This is a genomic window from Sphingobacterium sp. B16(2022), assembly GCF_012030425.1.
GTDB lineage: Bacteria > Bacteroidota > Bacteroidia > Sphingobacteriales > Sphingobacteriaceae > Sphingobacterium > Sphingobacterium anhuiense.
In genome coordinates this window covers 755,694-775,294 of the sequence record NZ_JAAUVN010000003.1, presented here as the reverse complement: position 1 = coordinate 775,294, position 19,601 = coordinate 755,694, and the positions used below count along the sequence as shown (strand labels likewise).

Here is a 19,601-nt window from a genome sequence, read left to right as displayed (position 1 = left end):
ATGTTAAATAAAGCAATCCCTTACGGTAGACAAAATATTACGGAGAGTGATATTCAAGTCGTTATCGAAACCTTGAAATCTGATTATTTGACTCAAGGGCCTAAAATAAAGGAGTTTGAAGATAACTTTGCAACTTATGTCGGTTCAAAATATGCCGTAGCAGTAGCGAATGGTACCGCAGCATTACATTTATGCGCGATGGCATTAGACGTTAAAGAGGGCGAAAAGGTGATAACAACACCTATTACCTTTGCCGCTTCTGCCAATTGTGTACGCTATTGTGGAGGCGAAGTTGTTTTCGGTGATATTGATCCAGATACCTATTTGCTGGATATTAATTCAGTGAGAAAATTATTAGAATCATCACCAAAAGGCACTTATAAAGGTATAATTCCAGTGGATTTTGCTGGTAGAGCTGTAAATCTTGAAGAATATAAGCATTTAGCTCAAGAATATAACCTCTGGATTATTGAAGATGCCTGTCATGCTCCAGGTGGATATTTTATTGATTCTAAAGGGGAGGAGCAACGATGTGGAAACGGGAATTATGCTGACTTAGCAATTTTTTCTTTTCATCCTGTAAAACATATTGCATCTGGTGAAGGTGGAATGATTACCACCAATGACGACGAGTTATATCGTAAGCTATTAACATTGCGCACCCATGGTATTGTTAAGGATAATGATCTTTATGAAAATACCATTGAATTTGCTGGCGGAGCAGAAACTTATCCTTTGTGGTATATGGAAATGCAGACACTTGGCTATAACTATCGCATTACCGATTTTCAGGCAGCATTAGGTAATAGCCAATTGGAAAGAGCCGATGATGGAATTGTTAAAAGAAGACAAATTGCAGAAGCTTATGAAGTTGCTTTTTCAGGTTTATCTTTTATTAAAGGACAGTCAGGTTCCGTCGAGGGGCACGCATACCATCTGTATATTTTGGAAGTGGAGGACCGTCTAGGGCTTTATAATTTTTTAAGAACAAAAAATATATTTGCGCAAATTCATTATATTCCTTGTCATCTGATGCCTTATTATCGGAACTTTGGCTGGAAAGAAGGAGACTGCGTTCAGTCTGAAAAATATTATAAGCACTGTATTAGTTTGCCTATGTATCCAACTTTAACAACAGAGGAACAGAGCTATGTAATTGAGACTATAAAAAGTTATTACCGATGAATGTAAAATTAGCAGTTTTTGGTGATAGAATCGGTCCGGATATTGGGCTTACACACTGGATGTTGCATTTCAAGTATTTAACAAAGATATTTTTATTGGGTAAATTTGGAAAGATTGGAAAAAATTTTCAGATAAGGCCCTATGTAAGTATTGTCGGGGGGAAAAATATATGTATTGGTAATAATGTCACTTTGAGGTCATTCACTCAAATACATGCAGGAAAGACGGCTCAGGTAATAATTGAAGATGATGTTCTAATTGCACCAGGAGTTTTTATTACTACTAATCAACATAATTTTGAAGATATCTCCATGCCGATCCGGCTCCAGGGCGGTAATTCGAATGGTATACGAATTAAAAGTGGTGCATGGATAGGTGCAAATGCCATTGTTATGGACGGCGTCACTGTTGGTCATAATAGTGTCGTTGCTGCAGGTGCTGTTGTAACAAAAAATGTTCCGGATTACTGTGTTGTTGGTGGTGTTCCTGCTAAAATAATTAAAATGCTAGTATGAGAAATATTTGCATAATTCCTGCTCGTGGTGGAAGTAAAAGAATACCAAGAAAAAATATAAAAAATTTTTTGGGTAAACCTATTATTGCCTATTCTATTGAGGCAGCTCTTAATTCGGGACTGTTTTCGGAAGTAATGGTCTCAACTGATGATTTAGAAATTGCTACAATTGCAAATCACTATGGTGCAAAAACACCATTTTTTAGATCTTCAGAAAATTCAGATGATTATGCGAGTACAACCTCGGTTATTAAGGAAGTATTACAAAATTACGCTGCTGTTGATATGTTTTTTGATGGTTGTTGCTGTATTTACCCAACTGCTCCGCTTATCTCTTCTTATTCACTAATTGAAGCTGCTCGCTTGCTGGAAAGTGGTAGTGGCGATGTAGTGATGACTGTGGTCGAATACAGTTTTCCTATTCAAAGAAGTTTAGTAATCAATAAAAAGCACAAAGTAGCATATAAGTTTCCCGATCAACGGTTGATGAGAAGTCAAGATCTAGAACCAAGTTATCATGATGCAGGCCAGTTTTATTTCTTTTCAGTAGCTAATTTCAATACCAGGGATAGCATTATGAGTGAAAGCGCAGTACCTCTTATATTATCAGCGCTGGAGGTTCAGGATATCGATAATGAGTCGGATTGGTTGATTGCTGAATTGAAAATGCAACTGAAATTAAAATAGTTAACAATATGAATATAGGCATTTATGTTGAGGGAGGGCATTATTTAGGTTTAGGTAATGTATATCGCATGCTTTCGCTAGCCAAATCCTTAGCAAACGAACATCTTATTAATATTTTTTTTATCACCACCAGTGATCATACCGTTACCGATTTAATCAATGGTCAAGGTTTTACGAATGTAATAAAAAAGGCTGATTTAGCAAGTGTAAATTCCTGTTTGGAATCTTTAGACCTGGCGATATTAATTATTGATGTTTTAAATATTGATGTCAATTTTGTTAAAAATATAAAGGAGCTTTATCCTTTGAAAATTGTTTTATTTGGAAATAATAATGAAGCAAACGATTTCTCGGATCTTGTCGTCAATGCGATAATTTCCACTAAGCAATTTCGTAATGAAAATTATGTCGATACCTTTCACACTCATTATCTAAAAGGACCAAAATATCTGACATTACGAGATGAATTTAGATTTCAAAGTTATCAATATACGAATACCTTAAAAAATGTTTTACTTCTATTTGGGGGTAGTGATCAAGCCAATTTAAGCTATAAAATTTTAAGCGATCTGCAAATTGACGAGCGATTAGAAGACGTACATTTTAATGTCGTTTTAGGTGCGGCTTATTCCAATCAGGATAGTTTGGATCAGTTTATTTCAAATGGAAACGTTACCATATTAAAAAATATTACAAATGTAAGCGAAGTCATGCTTGCGAATGATTTTTTATTGACTTCAGCAGGAACAGCCTATTTTGAAGGGCTTTATTTAGGAGTACCTTCCGTTGCTTTTTTTCAAAATAGTGCTCAGCGTGAAGTGTTTGGCAATTTTTTCAACACTTTTGAATATAAAGAAGTTCTATCGGTAGTTGACCTTATGTTAGATGTCTTTGATAATTATGGCAGTTTTAGCAAGAGTGTTGGAGAACTAGGTGTTGGACTGGGAAAGAAAGAAATTATAGAAACGATATTAAATTTAAAGAAATGATAATAGTTATTGGTGGCACGGGATTTATAGGTGCTTATTTAGTCGACGAATTGATTGCAAACGGTAAAAAAGTCTTCGTTACAGGAAGAAATAAAGTCGTTTTAGACCATTTTAAAAATAGTGGTATCGATTCGTGCTATTTGGATTTAAGTGATGGCGCATCTTTTGATCAATTGCCAACAAATGATATTGAGGCAGTTGTTCTATTGGGAGCACACTTGCCAGCAAATGTTCAGGATTACAATCCTCAGGATTATATTGATATTAATATTACGGGAACCTTAAATGTATTGGAATTTTGTCGTAACAATAGTATTGATACGGTTATTTCTACTACATCTTATTCTGATGTTCGCACCTTGTGGATTAAAGATCAGCCAATTGATGCAGATGCACCACGTGAAGCTATGTTCAAAGGTGATCATGCAGTCTATTCAATTTCAAAAAATGCTGCTACAGATCTGATTGTACATTATAGTGAAGAATATGGTATAAACGGCAGTGTTTTCAGATTGCCACCAGTATATGGTTATGGGCCCCATTCAGCAATCTATGTGGACGGGAAATACTATAAATCTGGCTTTCAGGTATTTTTAGAAAAAGCTATAATGGGAGAAGATATTGAAATATTTGGAGATTATACCGCCTCAAGAGATGTTGTATATGTTAAAGATGTCGTACAGGCATTTGTAAAAGCTATTTCAACTAAAAATGCTCGAGGTGTATACAACATTACCTCAGGTATATCAACATCTTTGGTTGACCAGGTAGAAGATATTGTCAAGGTATTTGGACCGGATGATAAAAAGTCCAAAATCAATTTAAATACAGCTAAGCCAAATGCTAGTGCAAGTTATATTTTTGACATTTCGAAAGCCACAAATGACTTTGGTTATACGCCTCAGTATGTTCCTTTCGATCGTCTTTTAGAAGATTATAAAGCCGAGATGCTAAGTAAGAAATTTGATTTTTTAATTAATTCCAGAATTAAGTCATGAACGAAAAAATTCTGATACTTGGAGCCGGTATTATTCAGGTACCAATCATAAAAAGAGCTAAAAGCTTAGGTTATGTCGTTCTCGTATTAGATGGTAGCGCTGACGCTCCGGGTATGAAGTTAGCAGATCACAGCTTTGTAATTTCAACTTTAGATGCAGCATCCGCATTAAAGGTTGCCATAGAATATCAGGTTAATGCTGTTCTTACAACATCGGATTATCCGGTTAATGTTGTTGCTAAAATCTGTGCCCAATTAAATTTAATTGGGATCAGTCCCTATGCCGCAGAGATCTGCACAAATAAATACCTGCAAAGAGAGTTAGCCGTGAACAATGGTATTCAAAGTCCTGGTTATGATAAATTAAATTTTAATCATTTGGATCATTATACCACTAAGCTTAATTATCCCCTTATTGTCAAGCCATTAGATTCCTCGGCAAGCAGAGGTATTACAATCATCCATGAAGAATCAGCCTTACCAGAGGCTTATGCGCAGGCAAAGCTATACAGCCGAACAGATGAATTTTTAATTGAAGAATTTGTTGGAGGGAAAGAGTATAGTTTAGAAGGGTTAGTTCAGGATGGTAGATTACATATATTAGGTATCACCGAAAAATTTCTTGAGGAATCGGAGGGGATGGAATTTCCGGTAGAGATAGGCCACATCTGCTCCATCGTTTTCGCTCGAGAGATTCAAGAGATGATCAGTAATTTTGCGCTTTCAGTAATACAGGCCTTTCAAATTGATAACAGTGCACTGCATCTTGAATTTAAACTGAATGAAAATCAGATTTATCTGATTGAGTGCGCATGTAGACCTGGAGGCGACTTTATTGCTTCCGACCTGATACCTCTATCAACGGGAATTGATATGTTGGAGGCTCTTATTAACATAGCAACAGGACAGAAGTTAAACTTAAAGAGATCGCGTGATACATATGCTGGTATTAAATTTTTAGACCGTAACAATTACGGACGTTTGACAGATTATTTACATCAGTCACCGGACCCCTCGATTTCAAAATTTAGTATCGAGGAGTACAAAGATGTTCCCTTAAAGAGTTCATTAGATCGTTTAGGTTATTTTATAGCCAGTGATAAAAATAAAGATAGGTTAATAGCAATATTAGATGGAAAATAGAAAAAAATTCGATTATAAAAAGTTTAAGGAAAATAAAGATGTATTTATTATAGCAGAATTATCTGCTAACCATAATAACGATTTTGATTTAGCAATTAAAACCATAGATGCGATTGCTTCGACGGGAGCAGATGCGGTTAAAGTTCAGACATTTACTCCTGATTCGCTTACTTTAGATGTCGATAATTTATATTTTGGCCCTCGAAAAGATGGCTTATGGGAGGGAAAGCGACCTTATGACTTGTATAAAGTGGGTATGTTGCCATTCGAATGGCATGGTAAATTAAAAATGCATGCTGAGTCTTTAGGCTTATTATTTTTCTCATCTCCTTTCGATTCATATTGTGTTGAATTTTTGGAAGATTTAGATGTCCCTATGTATAAAATTGCTTCAGCAGAAATTACGGATATCAATCTTATTAAAGCAGTTGCAAGTAAAGGAAAACCTGTTATTATATCTACAGGTATGGCAGGTCTTGAGGATATTGAATTAGCGATTAATACATGTTTAGCGGCTGGCAATGATCAGATTGTATTATTAAAATGTACTTCAGAATATCCTGCACCTATCGACATGGCGAATTTGTCTACTATTCCGATGTTAAAAGAAAAATTTGGAGTAGTAGTTGGTGTCTCAGATCATACTATGGGAAGTATAGTGCCCACTGTGTCTGTTGCGATGGGTGGGCAAGTTATTGAAAAGCATATCATATTGTCCCGCGATTTGGGAGGCATAGATTCACAGTTTTCAATGGAACCTGCAGAATTTAAGGAAATGGTTGACTATGCACGTATGGCAGCAATGTCTATTGGTAGTCCGGTGCTTGAATTGAGCGAGAAAAATAAGTTAAGAAGAAGGTCTATTTTTATTTCCGAAGATATAATGGAAGGCGAAGAATTATCACGTCATAATATGAGAGTTGTTAGACCTGGTCACGGGCTAGCTCCTCGATATATGGAGGATTTAATTGGCCGCAAAGTAAAACACTCGGTTACAAAAGGAACTCCTTTAGACTGGAATATGTTGATGGAAAATGATAAATAAAATTAAGCGGGTAATTGCTGTTGTATTTAAAAACAATGTGGTTCTTTATCTATTTAGCAGGTATTTTACATTTTTCCTTCAGTTTTTAAATTCCTTATTTTTAGCGACAAACCTAGGGCCATATTACCTAGGTATTTGGGGCTTCTTTAGTTTATCGTTGCAATATATTGCTTTTTTAAATTTTGGAATTCAGCAATCGAGCAATAATTATTTGTCGCTTAAATTTTCGAATCAAAATTTACGTGTAAAAATAACAACCAATGCCCTAATTTTATTATCTGCGTTGTTTGTTATTTTGATTATGGCGGCATTTGGATTTCGGCTTTTTGGATCAAATTTCTCAGATAAATATCATTTTTCAGCCCTATATATCCCATTACTGATTGCGGGAATAATGAATCATCTGATTGTTTTTTTTTCAAACATATACCGTATTTACGGTAAATTTTTAAAAATTGCAATCAGTCAGTCTTTATCCGTGTTTCTTACCCTTTTAGTCGTGTGGCAATATCAAGGTCTTTATCTTTTAGAAATTTTGGTTTTTATTCATGTTGCCTCGGCTATCATTTCCGTTATTTTGTTTTTAATAGGTTTACCTATTAAAATTAAATGGTCTTTTAACACCTACTGGTTAAAGCGTATCTGTATTAAGGGCCTCTATATGTTTTTTTATAATTCATCCTTTTACTTTATGATGCTTGCTACCCGATCATTTGTTAGTACCTATTATGAAGTTGAAGAATTTGGATACTTTACTTTCGCTTTTACCTTGGCTAGTACAATATTATTGTTATTAGACTCGCTAAATTATGTCATTTATCCCAAAATATTGAATAGATTTTCTAAGATGGAGAAAAGCAAAGTAGTCCAGGAGTTAAGTTATATCCGATCATGTTATACCACCTGTACACATTTTCTTGCACACGCAGCAATTGTACTTTTTCCCCTGTTTTTATATTTGTTTCCTAAATATGCTGAAAGTCAGAATGCGTTTCGTCTGATTATTTTGACGGTTATTTTAACCACAAATGCATTCGGCATATCTGGATTTATTATATCAAAAGGAAAAGAACGTAATCTGGGGCTCATAGCCTTCCTCTGCTTGCTACTAAATCTTGTGTGTAATTATATTCTGGTTATTGTGTGGCATGTCGGTTTCGAGTATGTAATATTGTCGACTGGAATAGCATATTTAGTTTATATTTTTGTGATTAATCATTTTGGTTTAACGCTTATCGGTGATAAGCTTAATTTCAGACAATTGCTTAATTTCACATTTAATATAAAATTGTTAGTACCTTATGCTTTAACTTTACTATTTATCTTTTTAAATTGTCCAAATTATTTTTACATCTTATCATTTGTTCTTTTTGTTTTGCTTAATATGCAAAGTTTCAAACAAGTGTTTGTAATCATGAAGAGATTAATTCTTGATCCTAGTATATTTTCCTTAAAATAAATCATGAAAATACATTATACGGCTATTATTTTATTTTTGGGATTCCAATTTCTCATAACAGGTTGCAAAAAAGAGAAACAGTGGGTCAATTTGCCTGAAATTCCACTTGTTGACGGTGAATATAGGGCCGAAATGTTGGATAGTGCAATTGTATATCATACTTCTCCTTATAATGCTTTCACTGACCTTGCTTTTTACGAAGGTAATTTTTATTTAACATTTAGAATTGCTCGAGAGCACGGATTTGATACTACCAGCTCCATTAAAACGTTGCGAAGTAAAGATTTTGTGCGTTGGAGTGATTTCTCCACCAATCGGGAAAAGGGTCTAGACGTACGCGACCCTAAATTTTTAGTTGATAAAGAGCAGTTATTCTTAAATTATACCACTATTACGGATAATGTTCCCATAAATAAAAAGCAATTAAAATTATTTGCAGTCAATGGTATTGATAAAACGACCTTGTTAAGGAACGATTTTACGAAAAATGATATCTGGTACTGGTATACTGGTCCGCTTCACGGCGAATTGCTAAGTATGGGCTATAAAGATGCTAAAGTAAACTATTACCATATGTCACAGGCGAAAAGTCCTTATCTCAAATGCGCTCTTGATTTGCCAAATCACGCCTCTGAAGGTAGGTTTGTCGCTGATAAGAAAAACTTATATTCTGTCGTCCGGACCCAGTTTAAAGGTATTTTAGTCATCAGTAACTTATTGAATATTTGCGCTCCAACATTATTTCAATTACCGATTTATCAATTAGGAGGTCCCAATATAACCGTCTTTAATGCGGATAATCTTCTAATTTCAGGTAGGGAGCTTATAGATAATAATAATTCAGGTAAGAATGTCAAGACTTCCTTATTTCTGTTTAATACAAAGCTTAATACAATATCTAAACTGATGGAATTGCCCTCTTTTTCGGACAATGGCTATGCAGGGCATGTTATTAAAAATGACACTATATATGTCAGTTATTATGATCATCATGTAGCAACGGGCAAAGCAGTTATTAAAACAGCGCGAATAAAAATTATTAAAAAGAATGCTTAGAGTAAAAGAGAAATTAACCAAAATAGTTGACGAAAGCAGCCTGTTGCGGGATTTATTTACATTGTATAAATGCAATAGTAATCGTGATTTTTGTCATGAAATTGATCGTAGAGCTAAGGTGTCCATTTTTGATTATAAGACGTTAGGTAAAGAGCTTTTTGAATACCCCTATTTCTATATATCTGACTGTAATTATTATGGATTATACCATCAGCTTTTATCTTACGCAGGGCTGGTCCCAGAAGATCTAAGTCGTTTACAAAAACATTATTTTTATATTGAACATGGTCTAGTTTTAGGAAGTTATGCCAATCATTATAATTTAAAAAAAGCAAAAATGATTACGACTATGAGTCAGACTCGTAAATTACATATTGCTAATTTTGTTAATGATACTCCAATTCATGTAATAGGGCCTTATATTCATTATAGTTCAAGTTTGTTGTCTGAAAATGAAATCATGACATTAAAAGAAACATTAGGACGTGTATTGTTAGTTATTCCTTCTCACTCTATAGGATCTGTTACCGCGCAATTTGATGAACAGGCTTTTATCACAGCTATTCGCGAAAAGAGCGTGGGTTTTGATACTGTAATTGTGTGTTTATACTGGAAAGATATAGATAATGGAGCCGATAATGTATATTTGAAAGAAGGTTTTAAGGTGAGTACTGCCGGACATCGTGATGATTTAAACTTTCTACCACGACTCAAAAGTTTACTTTTATTATCCTCTGAAGTATTTACCAATAATTTTGGCACGCATGTGGCCTATGGTTCAAGTGTCGGTGTACCTGTAAGTTTATATCAGCAACAGATAAACTATAAGGAGATCCAGTACTTTAAGAACAATGATGATATATTAAAAAATCAAGAAAATATTCTTTCATCAGGATTTGCAAAGAAAGAGATAAAGGCCGCTTTAGTCCATAACGACCGTGCGGTATTAAACCAATATTTTGGTCTGGACCAAGTCAAAAGCCAGGATGAAATGCGCCAGATTCTATTGTCAATCAAATAGAAAATAGAGTAATCAATTACGTTATATATGGACATGAAAGAGCTTAATCTTTTTAAAATAATTTCATTAAATCTGTTGATAATAGCCTTATTCGACTCTTACACGGTTTATAGTGAATTTGTTTTTTTGAAGGTTGCTATTTATCTCCTCAAGCTTTTAAATGTTGTCGGTATCATGTACCTGTTAAGGTATAATACGCGGTCAAATTATCAGTGGCTATTGCTGGTAGTTCCGATATTCTATCTTTACCTTTCTAAGGATATTGTTTTAAGTATACAGCTTTTCTATTCTGCATTTTTACCGGTTTGCTGTTTTATCTTACTTCCAGATGAATACAAGCACCAAGTTGCATTAAATTACGTTCGTGTTTTTTGCTTTTTGTGTTTAATTGGAATTCCAATTTATATTTTGATAAATCTGAGGCTACTACCAAGTATTTTTACATTTGCAAAAGGAGAAAAAATCTATTATAATTATCTGCTTGTCTATTGGGGCCGGGAAAATCTACTGTATCGTTTCACATCCATTTTTGACGAGCCGGGCGTAGTGGGAACCCTTGTGCCTATGATCTATTTTTATTTCCATAAGGAATTAAAACTCTGGCAAAAAATTACCTTAAATATTGCTGGATTTCTTAGCTTATCCATGTTTTATTTCATTACGATTATTCCGGTATTATTTTTCTCCGATCTACGTGCAATTTCGATGAAAAAATCAATTAAACGACTTATCGTCTTCATCCTCTGTTTAATAAGTTTTTATTTTTTACTGAATGTTGTTGCACTGTGGAGCAAATCAAATCCGGTTTTAGCCCTAGCAGTGTACCATCGTTTTGAATGGGCTGGAAATTGGATTGTTGGCATCGTAAACAATAGAGATGTTGCCATTCAGGGTTTTGATGAATTATTTGATAAGTGGAATAATTATCGTAGTTTTACATATTATTTCGGTTATGGAAAAGACTACATGATGGAAGTTTTTGATGGTTCTACATTATCCTATCGTACAGTTTTAATTGAAAAAGGCACACTCATCGTGTTTTATTTATTATTATGTTTTTCCCTTATGCATCAGTCTAAATATAAGCTCTTTAATTTAATTTCCATTGTCTTTTTAATGACTGTTTTTTTTCAACGACCTACTTTACATGCCATAAATTATTTTTTATTGCTTTATGTCGGTTTACGGCTTTACGTTGGTTCGGACGAAAAGTATGGCCTGAAAGAATTAGACAGTAGTGATCAAAAGCCATTATAAACAGGTGAGTCGTAATTTCGGTGGGCAAATAAGGAGAGGTCACACTGTTTTAGTAGAAGAAAATTTAAAAATGAAAAAGCCTAAATTAATACATATTATACCATCTTTAGACAGGGGGGGAGCTGAACGATTTGTTGTTGATCTTTGCAATGAGCTTTCAAAAACGAATGAAGTATATCTGATTTCTTTGTTTGATAACAGTGAAGATTCATTTGTCAGTGAAATATCGGAAAATGTTCAATTAATCTCACTTGGAAAAAAGCCAGGTTTTGACTTGAAAGCAACGTTAAAACTATCCAGAATCATAAATAAAATAAGACCACAAGTTGTCAATACACATATCAGTGCTTTGGAGTATTTAATACCCCATCTGTTATTCAGCTTTAAAAAGAAAAGTGTCAAGTTTTTTCATACCGTTCATAACGAAGCTGATAAGGAAACAGTTAATCAGGCTATCTTCAATTTAAGAAAAGTATTATTTAAGTTAAAGCTTATAATCCCGATTACTATTTCTAAAACAATGAGGAGATCTTTTGAAGAAGTTTATAAGTTGTTAGGCTATGATAAACAGGTAGATAACGGCAGGCCATATAGGCCTTTTAATATAACGGTTCGTGATGCAATCATAACGAAGTATGGTAGTACAGGTCAGCCGTTATTTGTTAATGTAGCAAGAATAGATACACAGAAAAATCAGTTAAATCTTGTGCTCGCATTTAAAGATGAAAGGCTAAAAAAGAGCAATGCGGTGTTGTTGCTTATCGGAGACATCAGGAATGAAGCACTTTATAATGCTATTCTCACAGCGATAGAAGGTGAAAGCAATATTTATTTATTAGGTGGCGTTTCCAATGTAGAAGATTATCTGGCAGCCAGCAATGCTTTTATTTTACCTAGCATTTATGAAGGTATGCCCATTTCTTTAATAGAGGCCTTATCTCATGGATCCTTCCCTATATGTAGTCCGGTTGGTGGAATCAGCGATATGATTGATGATGGGATAAACGGCTTTTTAACTGCGGGCACCTCAGTAGAAGATATTACCAATTCGGTGATACGCTATTTAAATTATGATGATAAAGAGATGATCAAGGAAAATGCAAAAAAAAGTTATCATGATCGCTATGCTATCGAGACAACCGGTTTAAATTATTTAAAAGCCTATGGATTATGAATATGAAAGTTTATGTAATTGCCATAATATTTGCAGTGGTATGTAAATCTGCTACAGCCCAGTCTGTCAAGACTATTTCTGTGCTTGATTTTGGTGCTAAGCCAAATGATAATGTCAGTGATCAGGAGGCATTTGAAAAAATGAGCGCCTACGTCAATTCGCGAGGTGGGCATGTGATCATTAAAATACCTGCAGGAGTATTTCTAGTAGGACGGCAAGAGAAAATCGCAGGTGGTAGTTATTATTTAACAGGAAAAGATGTTATTAGTCTTCAAAACTGCGAGAATGTAACGATCAAGGGTTCGGCGGGGACAAAGTTGTTATTCAATGTAGGCATGCGTTTTGGATCCTTTAATCCAGCTACAGGTAAAAGTACAAATAAGACATTCGAATGTGTTGCCAAGAATAATGTTGCCACAGAACGTGCCATGTTGGGCCGGGTTATACATGTTAGAAACAGTAACCAGATCAGCATTCAGAATCTCAGTCTGGATGGAAATTTTTATGCCGGGACAGTCAATAACATGAACAGTTTTCCCTTGCGTGGGATTTCTCAAAATTCAGAATTTCAGGCTGATAAAATTAACATAGGAGGTGGTTATGGTGACTGCGGGATTCAGATTGAACACTATGGTATCGTGATATCCCACTCCACCAATGTACTTGTTGATCATGTTCGGTCCAATCGATTTGGGACGGATGGATTGATGATCGCTAATATCAGTGGCAGTGATAATCATGTCCGTGTGCGAAACTCTACTTTTGATTACAACTCGCGTACTGGTATTGCTGTGGGTGGCGGTCAGGATATCACCATCAATAAATGTACGATCTCTAATACAGGACGATTTCTTTATATCTCTACGGCAACAGGTATCGATATAGAACCTGAAGCAGATGCAACAGTGAAAAATAAGACTGTTAAAAAGGTAACGATCAGTAACTGCATCCTTTCGGGTAACAGTGAAGGCGCCATTTTAGCTAAATTTGGAGGTGCAAGTTCAGAAGTCCACGTGATGAACTGTGATATATCATCTTCAAGAACAGCGGTCGTTATAGGTCCAAAATCAACAAATTTTAGATTTTCTAATAACCGGCTGAATGGTGAACTCATCCTTAATAATAAGAATATGGGTAAGATTTCTGCTAAAGAGCAACGTGTATTAAATAAATCAAATTAATGAATATTCTCCATATCATCAACAATATGGCCAATGGCGGTGCAGAACGGCTGCTTGTTGATTTTTTACCGCAGTTAAAATCAGATCAATGTGATATAAGCTTATTGGTTATCGTTGAATCCACGAGCTTACCCGAATATATCCAGGAATTACGCGATTCAGGCATTCATGTTTATTTTTTAAAACACAGTGGCAGTCTTTATGATTTAAAACTACCATTTGCCATACAAAAATTTTTAAATCAAAAACATTTTGACATTGTTCATGCGCATTTATTTCCGGCGTTTTATTATGTCGCGTTAGTGAAGCGCATGTTCCGCCGAAAAGAGCGCTATTATTTTACAGAACATAGCATTCATAATAAGCGTATCGATGATAGTCGATTTAGATCTTTGGAGAAATGGGTTTATAATGCTTTTGATAATCTTATAGTCATTTCCAGTCCCATTAAGGACAAATTGGATCAATGGATTGGCAATTCAGAGAAGACGGTATTAGTTCGAAATGGACTGAATTTATCGAAGCTACAATCAGCAGAGCTAAAGGATCTGTCCACAATAGATGGTGCGTTAGGACATAAGGACCGAAAGTATATTTTAATGACTGCTCGATTTGATCATCCAAAACGTCAGGATCTTTTATTGGAAGTTTCCCAATCTCTTCCTGAAAATTATACTATAGTCTTTGCAGGGGAAGGACCGCAGCTAAACAGTTGCCGTAGCTTAGCTGAGGAGATGGGGATTTCACATCGGATCGTTTTCCTTGGGCATCGTAATGATATTGCTTCTTTAATGAAATCGGTAGACCTTAATATTTTGTACAGCGAATATGAAGGTATGTCAGGAGTCACGATAGAAGCTATGGCATCAGGCCAGCCATTTTTAGGTTCCGATGTACCTGGTATCAATGATATTGTTGCCAGTCCTTTGAATCTATTTAAAAATAATCAGGCCACTGAGATTGCAAATAAGATTGTTGCACTATGCTCTTTGTCGGATACATCTCTGTTGAATCTTCAGATGGAGCAATCAGAAAAGTTTACGATGAAAGCGATGGTAGAAGGATATTTGAAGTTATATCGATAAAAACAATGACGATGAAAGGAAAAAAAATATTACATGTTGTTTCTGTATCATTCTCCCTGCGTTATTTTGTGGGTAACCAGTTTCATTATTTTAATGGAAAAGGATACGAATTTCATGTCGCATGCTCTGGATCTGAAGAATTCGACAATTTAGCTCAAGAATTTGGTTTTAAGCAATTCCCAGTTCCGATTTTGCGCAGTATCAATCCCTTGCAAGATATCAAGTCTATTTACAAATTATATCAGTATATCCGGAGGGAAAAATTTGATATTGTTATTGCGCATTCTCCCAAGGGAGGTTTAATTGGTATGTTGGCAGCATATTTTGCTCAAGTTCCGACTCGTGTTTTTTTTCGTCACGGATTAGTTTTTGAGACAGTTACAGGATTCAAAAAGTACTTATTAATTAATATTGAGCGTCTCATTGGCTTTTGTGCCAACTCTATTGTAAATGTAAGTCCCTCCATCAGTAAAATTTCAGATCAGTTACACTTAAATATATCTTCTAAAAATGTACTCTTAGGTAAGGGAACGTGCAATGGTATCGATACGGTACGATTCGTACCTCGAGCAGGTTATAAAAACCCTGAAATAACGACTGTAGGTTTTGTCGGAAGATTATCCAGGGACAAAGGTATCGTTGAGCTTATCGAAGCGTGGAAAATGTTAAGCCATGAATATGGATCCATTCGGTTGTTATTAGTTGGTCCTGTTGATGAAAGAGACCCTTTGCCCACCGCTACGTTAGAACAGATTAAAAAAAATCCATCTATTAAGTATGTTGGAGGAGTCAGTGATACTGCTTTGTATTACAATGAGATGGATGTTTTTGTGTTGCCTTCTTATCGGGAAGGATTTCCTACGGTTACCTTAGAAGCTTCTGCGTCGGGATTGCCTATTGTGACCACTAAAGTGACAGGATGCATCGATTCAATTATCGAAAATGTTACAGGCCTCTTTGCTGAAAACACGGCGAAAAGTCTTTACGAAATGGTAAAATTCTATATCGATCATTCTGAAATAGCAAGAGAACATGGAGAAAATGGAATTCAATTTGTTCGCGATAATTTTTCTGAAGACTATATATATACAGAAGTTGAAAAAAAACTTTTAGCACGATAAATGGTATAAAAATTTTGCGTTTGACTAGCAGACAATAGGCGTAAATATGGATATGACGGTGAATCAATGACGGGCCAAATTTCTTTATAATACTTTGCATTTCTCACTCTTTATTAGTTTTTTAGGAGTCTTTATTATTTTTTTTAAATAAAAATTTTAATAGAATCTCTAAAATTCAAGTTTTCTAAGATCAATCTTGATCTTTTTCGATCTTAAATACGCTCTAATTTGTCTTAAATTCGCATAATTGAGAAATTATCATTCTCAGCTGTAGCGTTTTACAATGATTTAACGTTAAGTAAATAAATAGGACAATTATCACTATATTTGTATCATTAAATATTAACTATGTTTACGGTGTGTATCTTTTCTGTTATATAATTATATGGCTGAGAATTTTAACTGCTATTATTACCAGATTAGAGCGTCATGTCATCGTTAAAATTTAATTATACTGGTTATTGAAATAAAAAAAGAAGTCTGGGAAGAATTTCATTTAGCAATTTTAAGATTCAATTAAGGGCTTTACGATATTCAAATGAATCATTGCCGTTTATGATAGTTCTATTCGTTTTTTAATAATATATACTTAAATAAACAACCAACCGTTTGAGACGTGCAGTTGTGGAGAGATAAAGTATTAATAATAAGTGTTACGTTGAGTAATTATGTGGTTATAAGAGTATATAATAATGAAGGTATTAGTTTTAGGTGGAAATAGCGGTTTTATAGGAAGTCATCTGAGTGATAAATTGGGTGGTTTATTTGATTGCAAGTTTGTATCAATGCGTAATTTAGATTGGGTTAACGATAATTTCGCTGCAAATTGTGTTATCAATCTTGTTGGAAAAGCACATGACTTTACTGGCACTGCCAAGGAAGAAGATTTTTACTATGCCAATTTTGAACTTGCAAAAAAAGCTTTTCAAATATTTTTATCATCACCTGCTAGTGTCTTTATTCATATTAGTTCTTTGGCTGCAATAGAGGAAATAGAGGCCCCAAATCCGTTATCTGAATTTGCTACTTACAACTCTGTAACACCTTATGGCAAATCCAAGCGTGCAGCGGAAGAGTGGTTACTTGCACAGACACTTCCCTTAGGTAAAAAGCTGATCATTTTGCGTCCACCAATGGTGCATGGTGAAGGAGATAAAGGAAATCTCAATCAATTGTTTAAATTAGTAAATAAAGGAATTCCTTATCCACTTACTAAATTTAAAAATAAGCGGTCTTTTCTTTCTATCGAAAATTTTTGTTTCTTTATTGAACAGATCTTATTTAAAAAAGACAAGATGGAGACAGGTATTTATCATCTTGCTGATGATGAAACGTTATCATCCAATGAAATTATTAAAATTATTAAAGAAGAGACAGGTTTTAATACGCCTTGCCTGCCCTTGCCTAAAAGCTTAATACGTTGGATATCTAAGGTCGGTGACCGGACCTCATTACCATTGAATACATGGCGTCTTAAGAAACTAACCAGTACTTTGGTTGTATCTAATAAAAAGATAAAGATAGCCTTGTCTATCCAACGTCTACCTCTTACAGCCAAAGAAGGGTTGAGAGAAACTATTCGATCATTTCAAAATTTAAATCAATAACCCTTTTCATTTTACATTGATTTGTTTTTTAGACAATTGTTCATCTATTATTGCCGGTACAAATAACAGCTTTTGGCCCATGCACTATTATGCAAATGTTCACAGAAATTTCTCTTGATATTTATGTGTATGCTGTTTCGAAGCCTGCTGAATATCACTACACTTATTATCGTAATAATAACCAAACAATAAACTAGGAAACGACGTGTATAGCTGCAGTTCTATTCGGCATATTAAGGAAACAAATAGGCGATTTAGCATTGCCAGGTAATTGCCCTCAACCGGTAAAGAGCTAGCCTTGAAAAACCAAATTTGATAAAACATTTACACGAAGCTTTCAGTATTTCTTTTTATTCTCCGTGATTTGAGCTCCTATTGTACTGGACTATACATCTTTTTTCACGTTTTCAGAAGTGTTAATGTATGTTAAACGATAAAAGTAGGCATATTTATTGCGATTAGCGAATCAGCCTTTTACTTTATATCAATGAAATTGTTACATTTCAATATGAAACCGTTTCAGCTAAGTTAACAAGTAACGGGATCATCAATTTAAAATTAGCATCACAATGAAGCTAATTTTAAAGCAATAACAACATAATAATTTGAAAAATGATGAATGATAAAAATACAAGTGCCTTACAATCCATAGTTGCAAATACTCATATCGCTGTCATTGGCTTAGGCTATGTTGGATTGCCATTGGCTATAGAGCTTTCAAAAAAGTACGATGTTTTGGGTTTCGATATCAATGAGGGGCGCATCAGCGAGCTTCGCCAAGGAAAAGATAGTACAAAAGAAGCTGATTTAGCAGATCTAGCCGCAGTCATGGAATTGCAGAAAAGTGCTACCATCGGATTATCTTTTTCCAGTGCAGTAGAAGATCTCCGTCGCTACAATACCTTTATTATTACGGTGCCTACACCAATAGATAAATTTAAAACACCCGATCTGCGGTTATTGCTTCGTGCTTCTGACATGATCGGTAGTGTATTAAAGGTAGGCGATATTGTCATTTATGAGTCTACCGTTTATCCGGGCTGTACCGAAGAGGACTGTGTCCCTGTTTTAGAAAAAACCTCTGGATTGGTTTTTAATCAAGATTTTTATGTAGGTTATTCTCCAGAACGTATCAATCCTGGAGATAAAGTCAATACATTGACCAAAATCAAAAAAGTAACTTCTGGTTCCACACCTGCTATTGCTGCGCGGGTCGATCAATTGTATGGATCTATTATTGTTGCAGGCACACATATGGCACCTAATATAAAAGTTGCAGAGGCATCCAAGGCTATTGAAAATGCACAGCGCGATGTAAATATTTCGTTTGTCAATGAGCTATCACTTATTTTTGATCGGATCGGTATCGATACCCATGATGTAATAGAAGCCGCGAGCACCAAATGGAATTTTTTAAAATACAAACCCGGATTAGTAGGAGGGCATTGTATCGGTGTAGATCCCTATTATCTTGCACATAAAGCTCAGGAACTCGGTTATGATCCACAGGTTATCCTTTCAGGACGAAGAGTCAATGACAATATGGGAGCATTCGTTGCCGATAAAGTTATTAAATTGATGATTCAAAAAGATCTAAAGATCAAGGGCTCCCGTACACTGATCTTGGGCATCACTTTTAAGGAAAACTGTACCGATGTGCGCAATACCAAAGTGGTCGATATTTATCACGAATTGCGATCGTTTGGTGTTGAGGTCGATATTTACGATCCTTGGGCTAATGTTGCCGAAGTCAAGAAAGAGTATGATTTGGATTTACTTCATGACCTAGAAGGAGCTAAGACCTATGCAGCAGTCATAATTGCTGTTGCACATGATCAATTTATCGAACTTGATTATGAAACCATAAAACAGAAAAATGGAATTATTTTCGATACCAAAGCATGTTTAGACCGTTCAATAGTAGATGGTAGATTATAGGTCAAACATGACCTATAATTGCAGTACTATAGTACTATAATGGATATTCTTTTACAAAAATAAAAGCATATCCAATCAATTATTTTCAATTCAACATGAAAATGGATGACACTTATTTAATAAAATGTGTCATATCTAATAA

The 19,601-nt window shown here is 34.9% G+C and carries 17 protein-coding genes; all 17 read left to right on the top strand.

The features are described from left to right. The 17 genes from pseC to HCX49_RS17545 all read left to right on the top strand — a co-directional run bounded on the left by pseC (position 1) and on the right by HCX49_RS17545 (position 19,459). On the top strand, positions 1-1,185 hold the full coding sequence (pseC, locus tag HCX49_RS17625; protein WP_168127789.1) for a UDP-4-amino-4,6-dideoxy-N-acetyl-beta-L-altrosamine transaminase: 1,185 nt from the start codon (positions 1-3) through the stop codon (positions 1,183-1,185). Beyond that, the gene (locus tag HCX49_RS17620; protein ID WP_168127788.1) at positions 1,182-1,700 is read left to right on the top strand and encodes an acyltransferase; all 519 of its coding nucleotides are present in this window, start codon (positions 1,182-1,184) and stop codon (positions 1,698-1,700) included. The genes pseC and HCX49_RS17620 overlap by 4 nt, the downstream gene beginning before the upstream one ends. Further along, positions 1,697-2,386, top strand: coding sequence for a pseudaminic acid cytidylyltransferase (pseF, locus tag HCX49_RS17615; protein ID WP_168127787.1), 690 nt, complete (start codon positions 1,697-1,699; stop codon positions 2,384-2,386). The genes HCX49_RS17620 and pseF overlap by 4 nt, the downstream gene beginning before the upstream one ends. An 8-nt stretch (positions 2,387-2,394) precedes the next feature. Next, positions 2,395-3,375: a hypothetical protein gene (locus HCX49_RS17610; protein WP_168127786.1), complete on the top strand. Its 981-nt coding sequence runs from the start codon at positions 2,395-2,397 to the stop codon at positions 3,373-3,375. After that, positions 3,372-4,373 (top strand): NAD-dependent epimerase/dehydratase family protein, encoded by a 1,002-nt coding sequence (locus HCX49_RS17605; protein WP_168127785.1) that lies wholly within the window; start codon positions 3,372-3,374, stop codon positions 4,371-4,373. The genes HCX49_RS17610 and HCX49_RS17605 overlap by 4 nt, the downstream gene beginning before the upstream one ends. Then, positions 4,370-5,515 carry an acetyl-CoA carboxylase biotin carboxylase subunit family protein gene (locus tag HCX49_RS17600; protein ID WP_168127784.1) on the top strand — a complete coding sequence of 382 codons (1,146 nt, stop codon included), beginning with the start codon at positions 4,370-4,372 and terminating at the stop codon, positions 5,513-5,515. Before HCX49_RS17605 ends, HCX49_RS17600 begins: the two co-directional genes overlap by 4 nt. Continuing rightward, positions 5,505-6,560 (top strand): pseudaminic acid synthase, encoded by a 1,056-nt coding sequence (pseI, locus tag HCX49_RS17595; protein ID WP_168127783.1) that lies wholly within the window; start codon positions 5,505-5,507, stop codon positions 6,558-6,560. The genes HCX49_RS17600 and pseI overlap by 11 nt, the downstream gene beginning before the upstream one ends. Continuing rightward, complete coding sequence (locus HCX49_RS17590) at positions 6,550-8,019, top strand: lipopolysaccharide biosynthesis protein (RefSeq protein WP_168127782.1); 1,470 nt, start codon at positions 6,550-6,552, stop codon at positions 8,017-8,019. The genes pseI and HCX49_RS17590 overlap by 11 nt, the downstream gene beginning before the upstream one ends. A 3-nt stretch (positions 8,020-8,022) precedes the next feature. Continuing rightward, positions 8,023-9,075: a hypothetical protein gene (locus HCX49_RS17585; protein WP_168127781.1), complete on the top strand. Its 1,053-nt coding sequence runs from the start codon at positions 8,023-8,025 to the stop codon at positions 9,073-9,075. Next, positions 9,068-10,096: a hypothetical protein gene (locus tag HCX49_RS17580; RefSeq protein ID WP_168127780.1), complete on the top strand. Its 1,029-nt coding sequence runs from the start codon at positions 9,068-9,070 to the stop codon at positions 10,094-10,096. The genes HCX49_RS17585 and HCX49_RS17580 overlap by 8 nt, the downstream gene beginning before the upstream one ends. Before the next feature lie 27 nt (positions 10,097-10,123). Continuing rightward, positions 10,124-11,353, top strand: a complete 1,230-nt coding sequence (locus HCX49_RS17575; protein WP_168127779.1) for a hypothetical protein — start codon at positions 10,124-10,126, stop codon at positions 11,351-11,353. Between the two features lie 70 nt (positions 11,354-11,423). Then, a complete protein-coding gene (locus tag HCX49_RS17570) occupies positions 11,424-12,527 on the top strand; it encodes a glycosyltransferase (RefSeq protein ID WP_168127778.1) in 1,104 nt (367 codons plus the stop codon). After that, a complete protein-coding gene (locus HCX49_RS17565) occupies positions 12,524-13,708 on the top strand; it encodes a right-handed parallel beta-helix repeat-containing protein (protein WP_168127777.1) in 1,185 nt (394 codons plus the stop codon). Before HCX49_RS17570 ends, HCX49_RS17565 begins: the two co-directional genes overlap by 4 nt. Then, positions 13,708-14,793: a glycosyltransferase gene (locus HCX49_RS17560; protein ID WP_132769831.1), complete on the top strand. Its 1,086-nt coding sequence runs from the start codon at positions 13,708-13,710 to the stop codon at positions 14,791-14,793. The genes HCX49_RS17565 and HCX49_RS17560 overlap by 1 nt, the downstream gene beginning before the upstream one ends. An 11-nt stretch (positions 14,794-14,804) precedes the next feature. Further along, on the top strand, positions 14,805-15,914 hold the full coding sequence (locus HCX49_RS17555) for a glycosyltransferase family 4 protein (RefSeq protein ID WP_168127776.1): 1,110 nt from the start codon (positions 14,805-14,807) through the stop codon (positions 15,912-15,914). A gap of 692 nt (positions 15,915-16,606) precedes the next feature. Beyond that, on the top strand, positions 16,607-17,521 hold the full coding sequence (locus tag HCX49_RS17550; RefSeq protein WP_132769827.1) for an NAD-dependent epimerase/dehydratase family protein: 915 nt from the start codon (positions 16,607-16,609) through the stop codon (positions 17,519-17,521). Positions 17,522-18,133: 612 nt separating this feature from the next. Then, on the top strand, positions 18,134-19,459 hold the full coding sequence (locus tag HCX49_RS17545) for a nucleotide sugar dehydrogenase (RefSeq protein WP_237682840.1): 1,326 nt from the start codon (positions 18,134-18,136) through the stop codon (positions 19,457-19,459). Positions 19,460-19,601: the final 142 nt, after the last annotated feature.

Coding starts and splice junctions, on each gene's coding strand:
- pseC (WP_168127789.1), top strand. CDS start 1: ATGTTAAATAAAGCAATCCCTTACGGTAGACAAAATATTACGGAGAGT.
- HCX49_RS17620 (WP_168127788.1), top strand. CDS start 1,182: ATGAATGTAAAATTAGCAGTTTTTGGTGATAGAATCGGTCCGGATATT.
- pseF (WP_168127787.1), top strand. CDS start 1,697: ATGAGAAATATTTGCATAATTCCTGCTCGTGGTGGAAGTAAAAGAATA.
- HCX49_RS17610 (WP_168127786.1), top strand. CDS start 2,395: ATGAATATAGGCATTTATGTTGAGGGAGGGCATTATTTAGGTTTAGGT.
- HCX49_RS17605 (WP_168127785.1), top strand. CDS start 3,372: ATGATAATAGTTATTGGTGGCACGGGATTTATAGGTGCTTATTTAGTC.
- HCX49_RS17600 (WP_168127784.1), top strand. CDS start 4,370: ATGAACGAAAAAATTCTGATACTTGGAGCCGGTATTATTCAGGTACCA.
- pseI (WP_168127783.1), top strand. CDS start 5,505: ATGGAAAATAGAAAAAAATTCGATTATAAAAAGTTTAAGGAAAATAAA.
- HCX49_RS17590 (WP_168127782.1), top strand. CDS start 6,550: ATGATAAATAAAATTAAGCGGGTAATTGCTGTTGTATTTAAAAACAAT.
- HCX49_RS17585 (WP_168127781.1), top strand. CDS start 8,023: ATGAAAATACATTATACGGCTATTATTTTATTTTTGGGATTCCAATTT.
- HCX49_RS17580 (WP_168127780.1), top strand. CDS start 9,068: ATGCTTAGAGTAAAAGAGAAATTAACCAAAATAGTTGACGAAAGCAGC.
- HCX49_RS17575 (WP_168127779.1), top strand. CDS start 10,124: ATGGACATGAAAGAGCTTAATCTTTTTAAAATAATTTCATTAAATCTG.
- HCX49_RS17570 (WP_168127778.1), top strand. CDS start 11,424: ATGAAAAAGCCTAAATTAATACATATTATACCATCTTTAGACAGGGGG.
- HCX49_RS17565 (WP_168127777.1), top strand. CDS start 12,524: ATGAATATGAAAGTTTATGTAATTGCCATAATATTTGCAGTGGTATGT.
- HCX49_RS17560 (WP_132769831.1), top strand. CDS start 13,708: ATGAATATTCTCCATATCATCAACAATATGGCCAATGGCGGTGCAGAA.
- HCX49_RS17555 (WP_168127776.1), top strand. CDS start 14,805: ATGAAAGGAAAAAAAATATTACATGTTGTTTCTGTATCATTCTCCCTG.
- HCX49_RS17550 (WP_132769827.1), top strand. CDS start 16,607: ATGAAGGTATTAGTTTTAGGTGGAAATAGCGGTTTTATAGGAAGTCAT.
- HCX49_RS17545 (WP_237682840.1), top strand. CDS start 18,134: ATGATGAATGATAAAAATACAAGTGCCTTACAATCCATAGTTGCAAAT.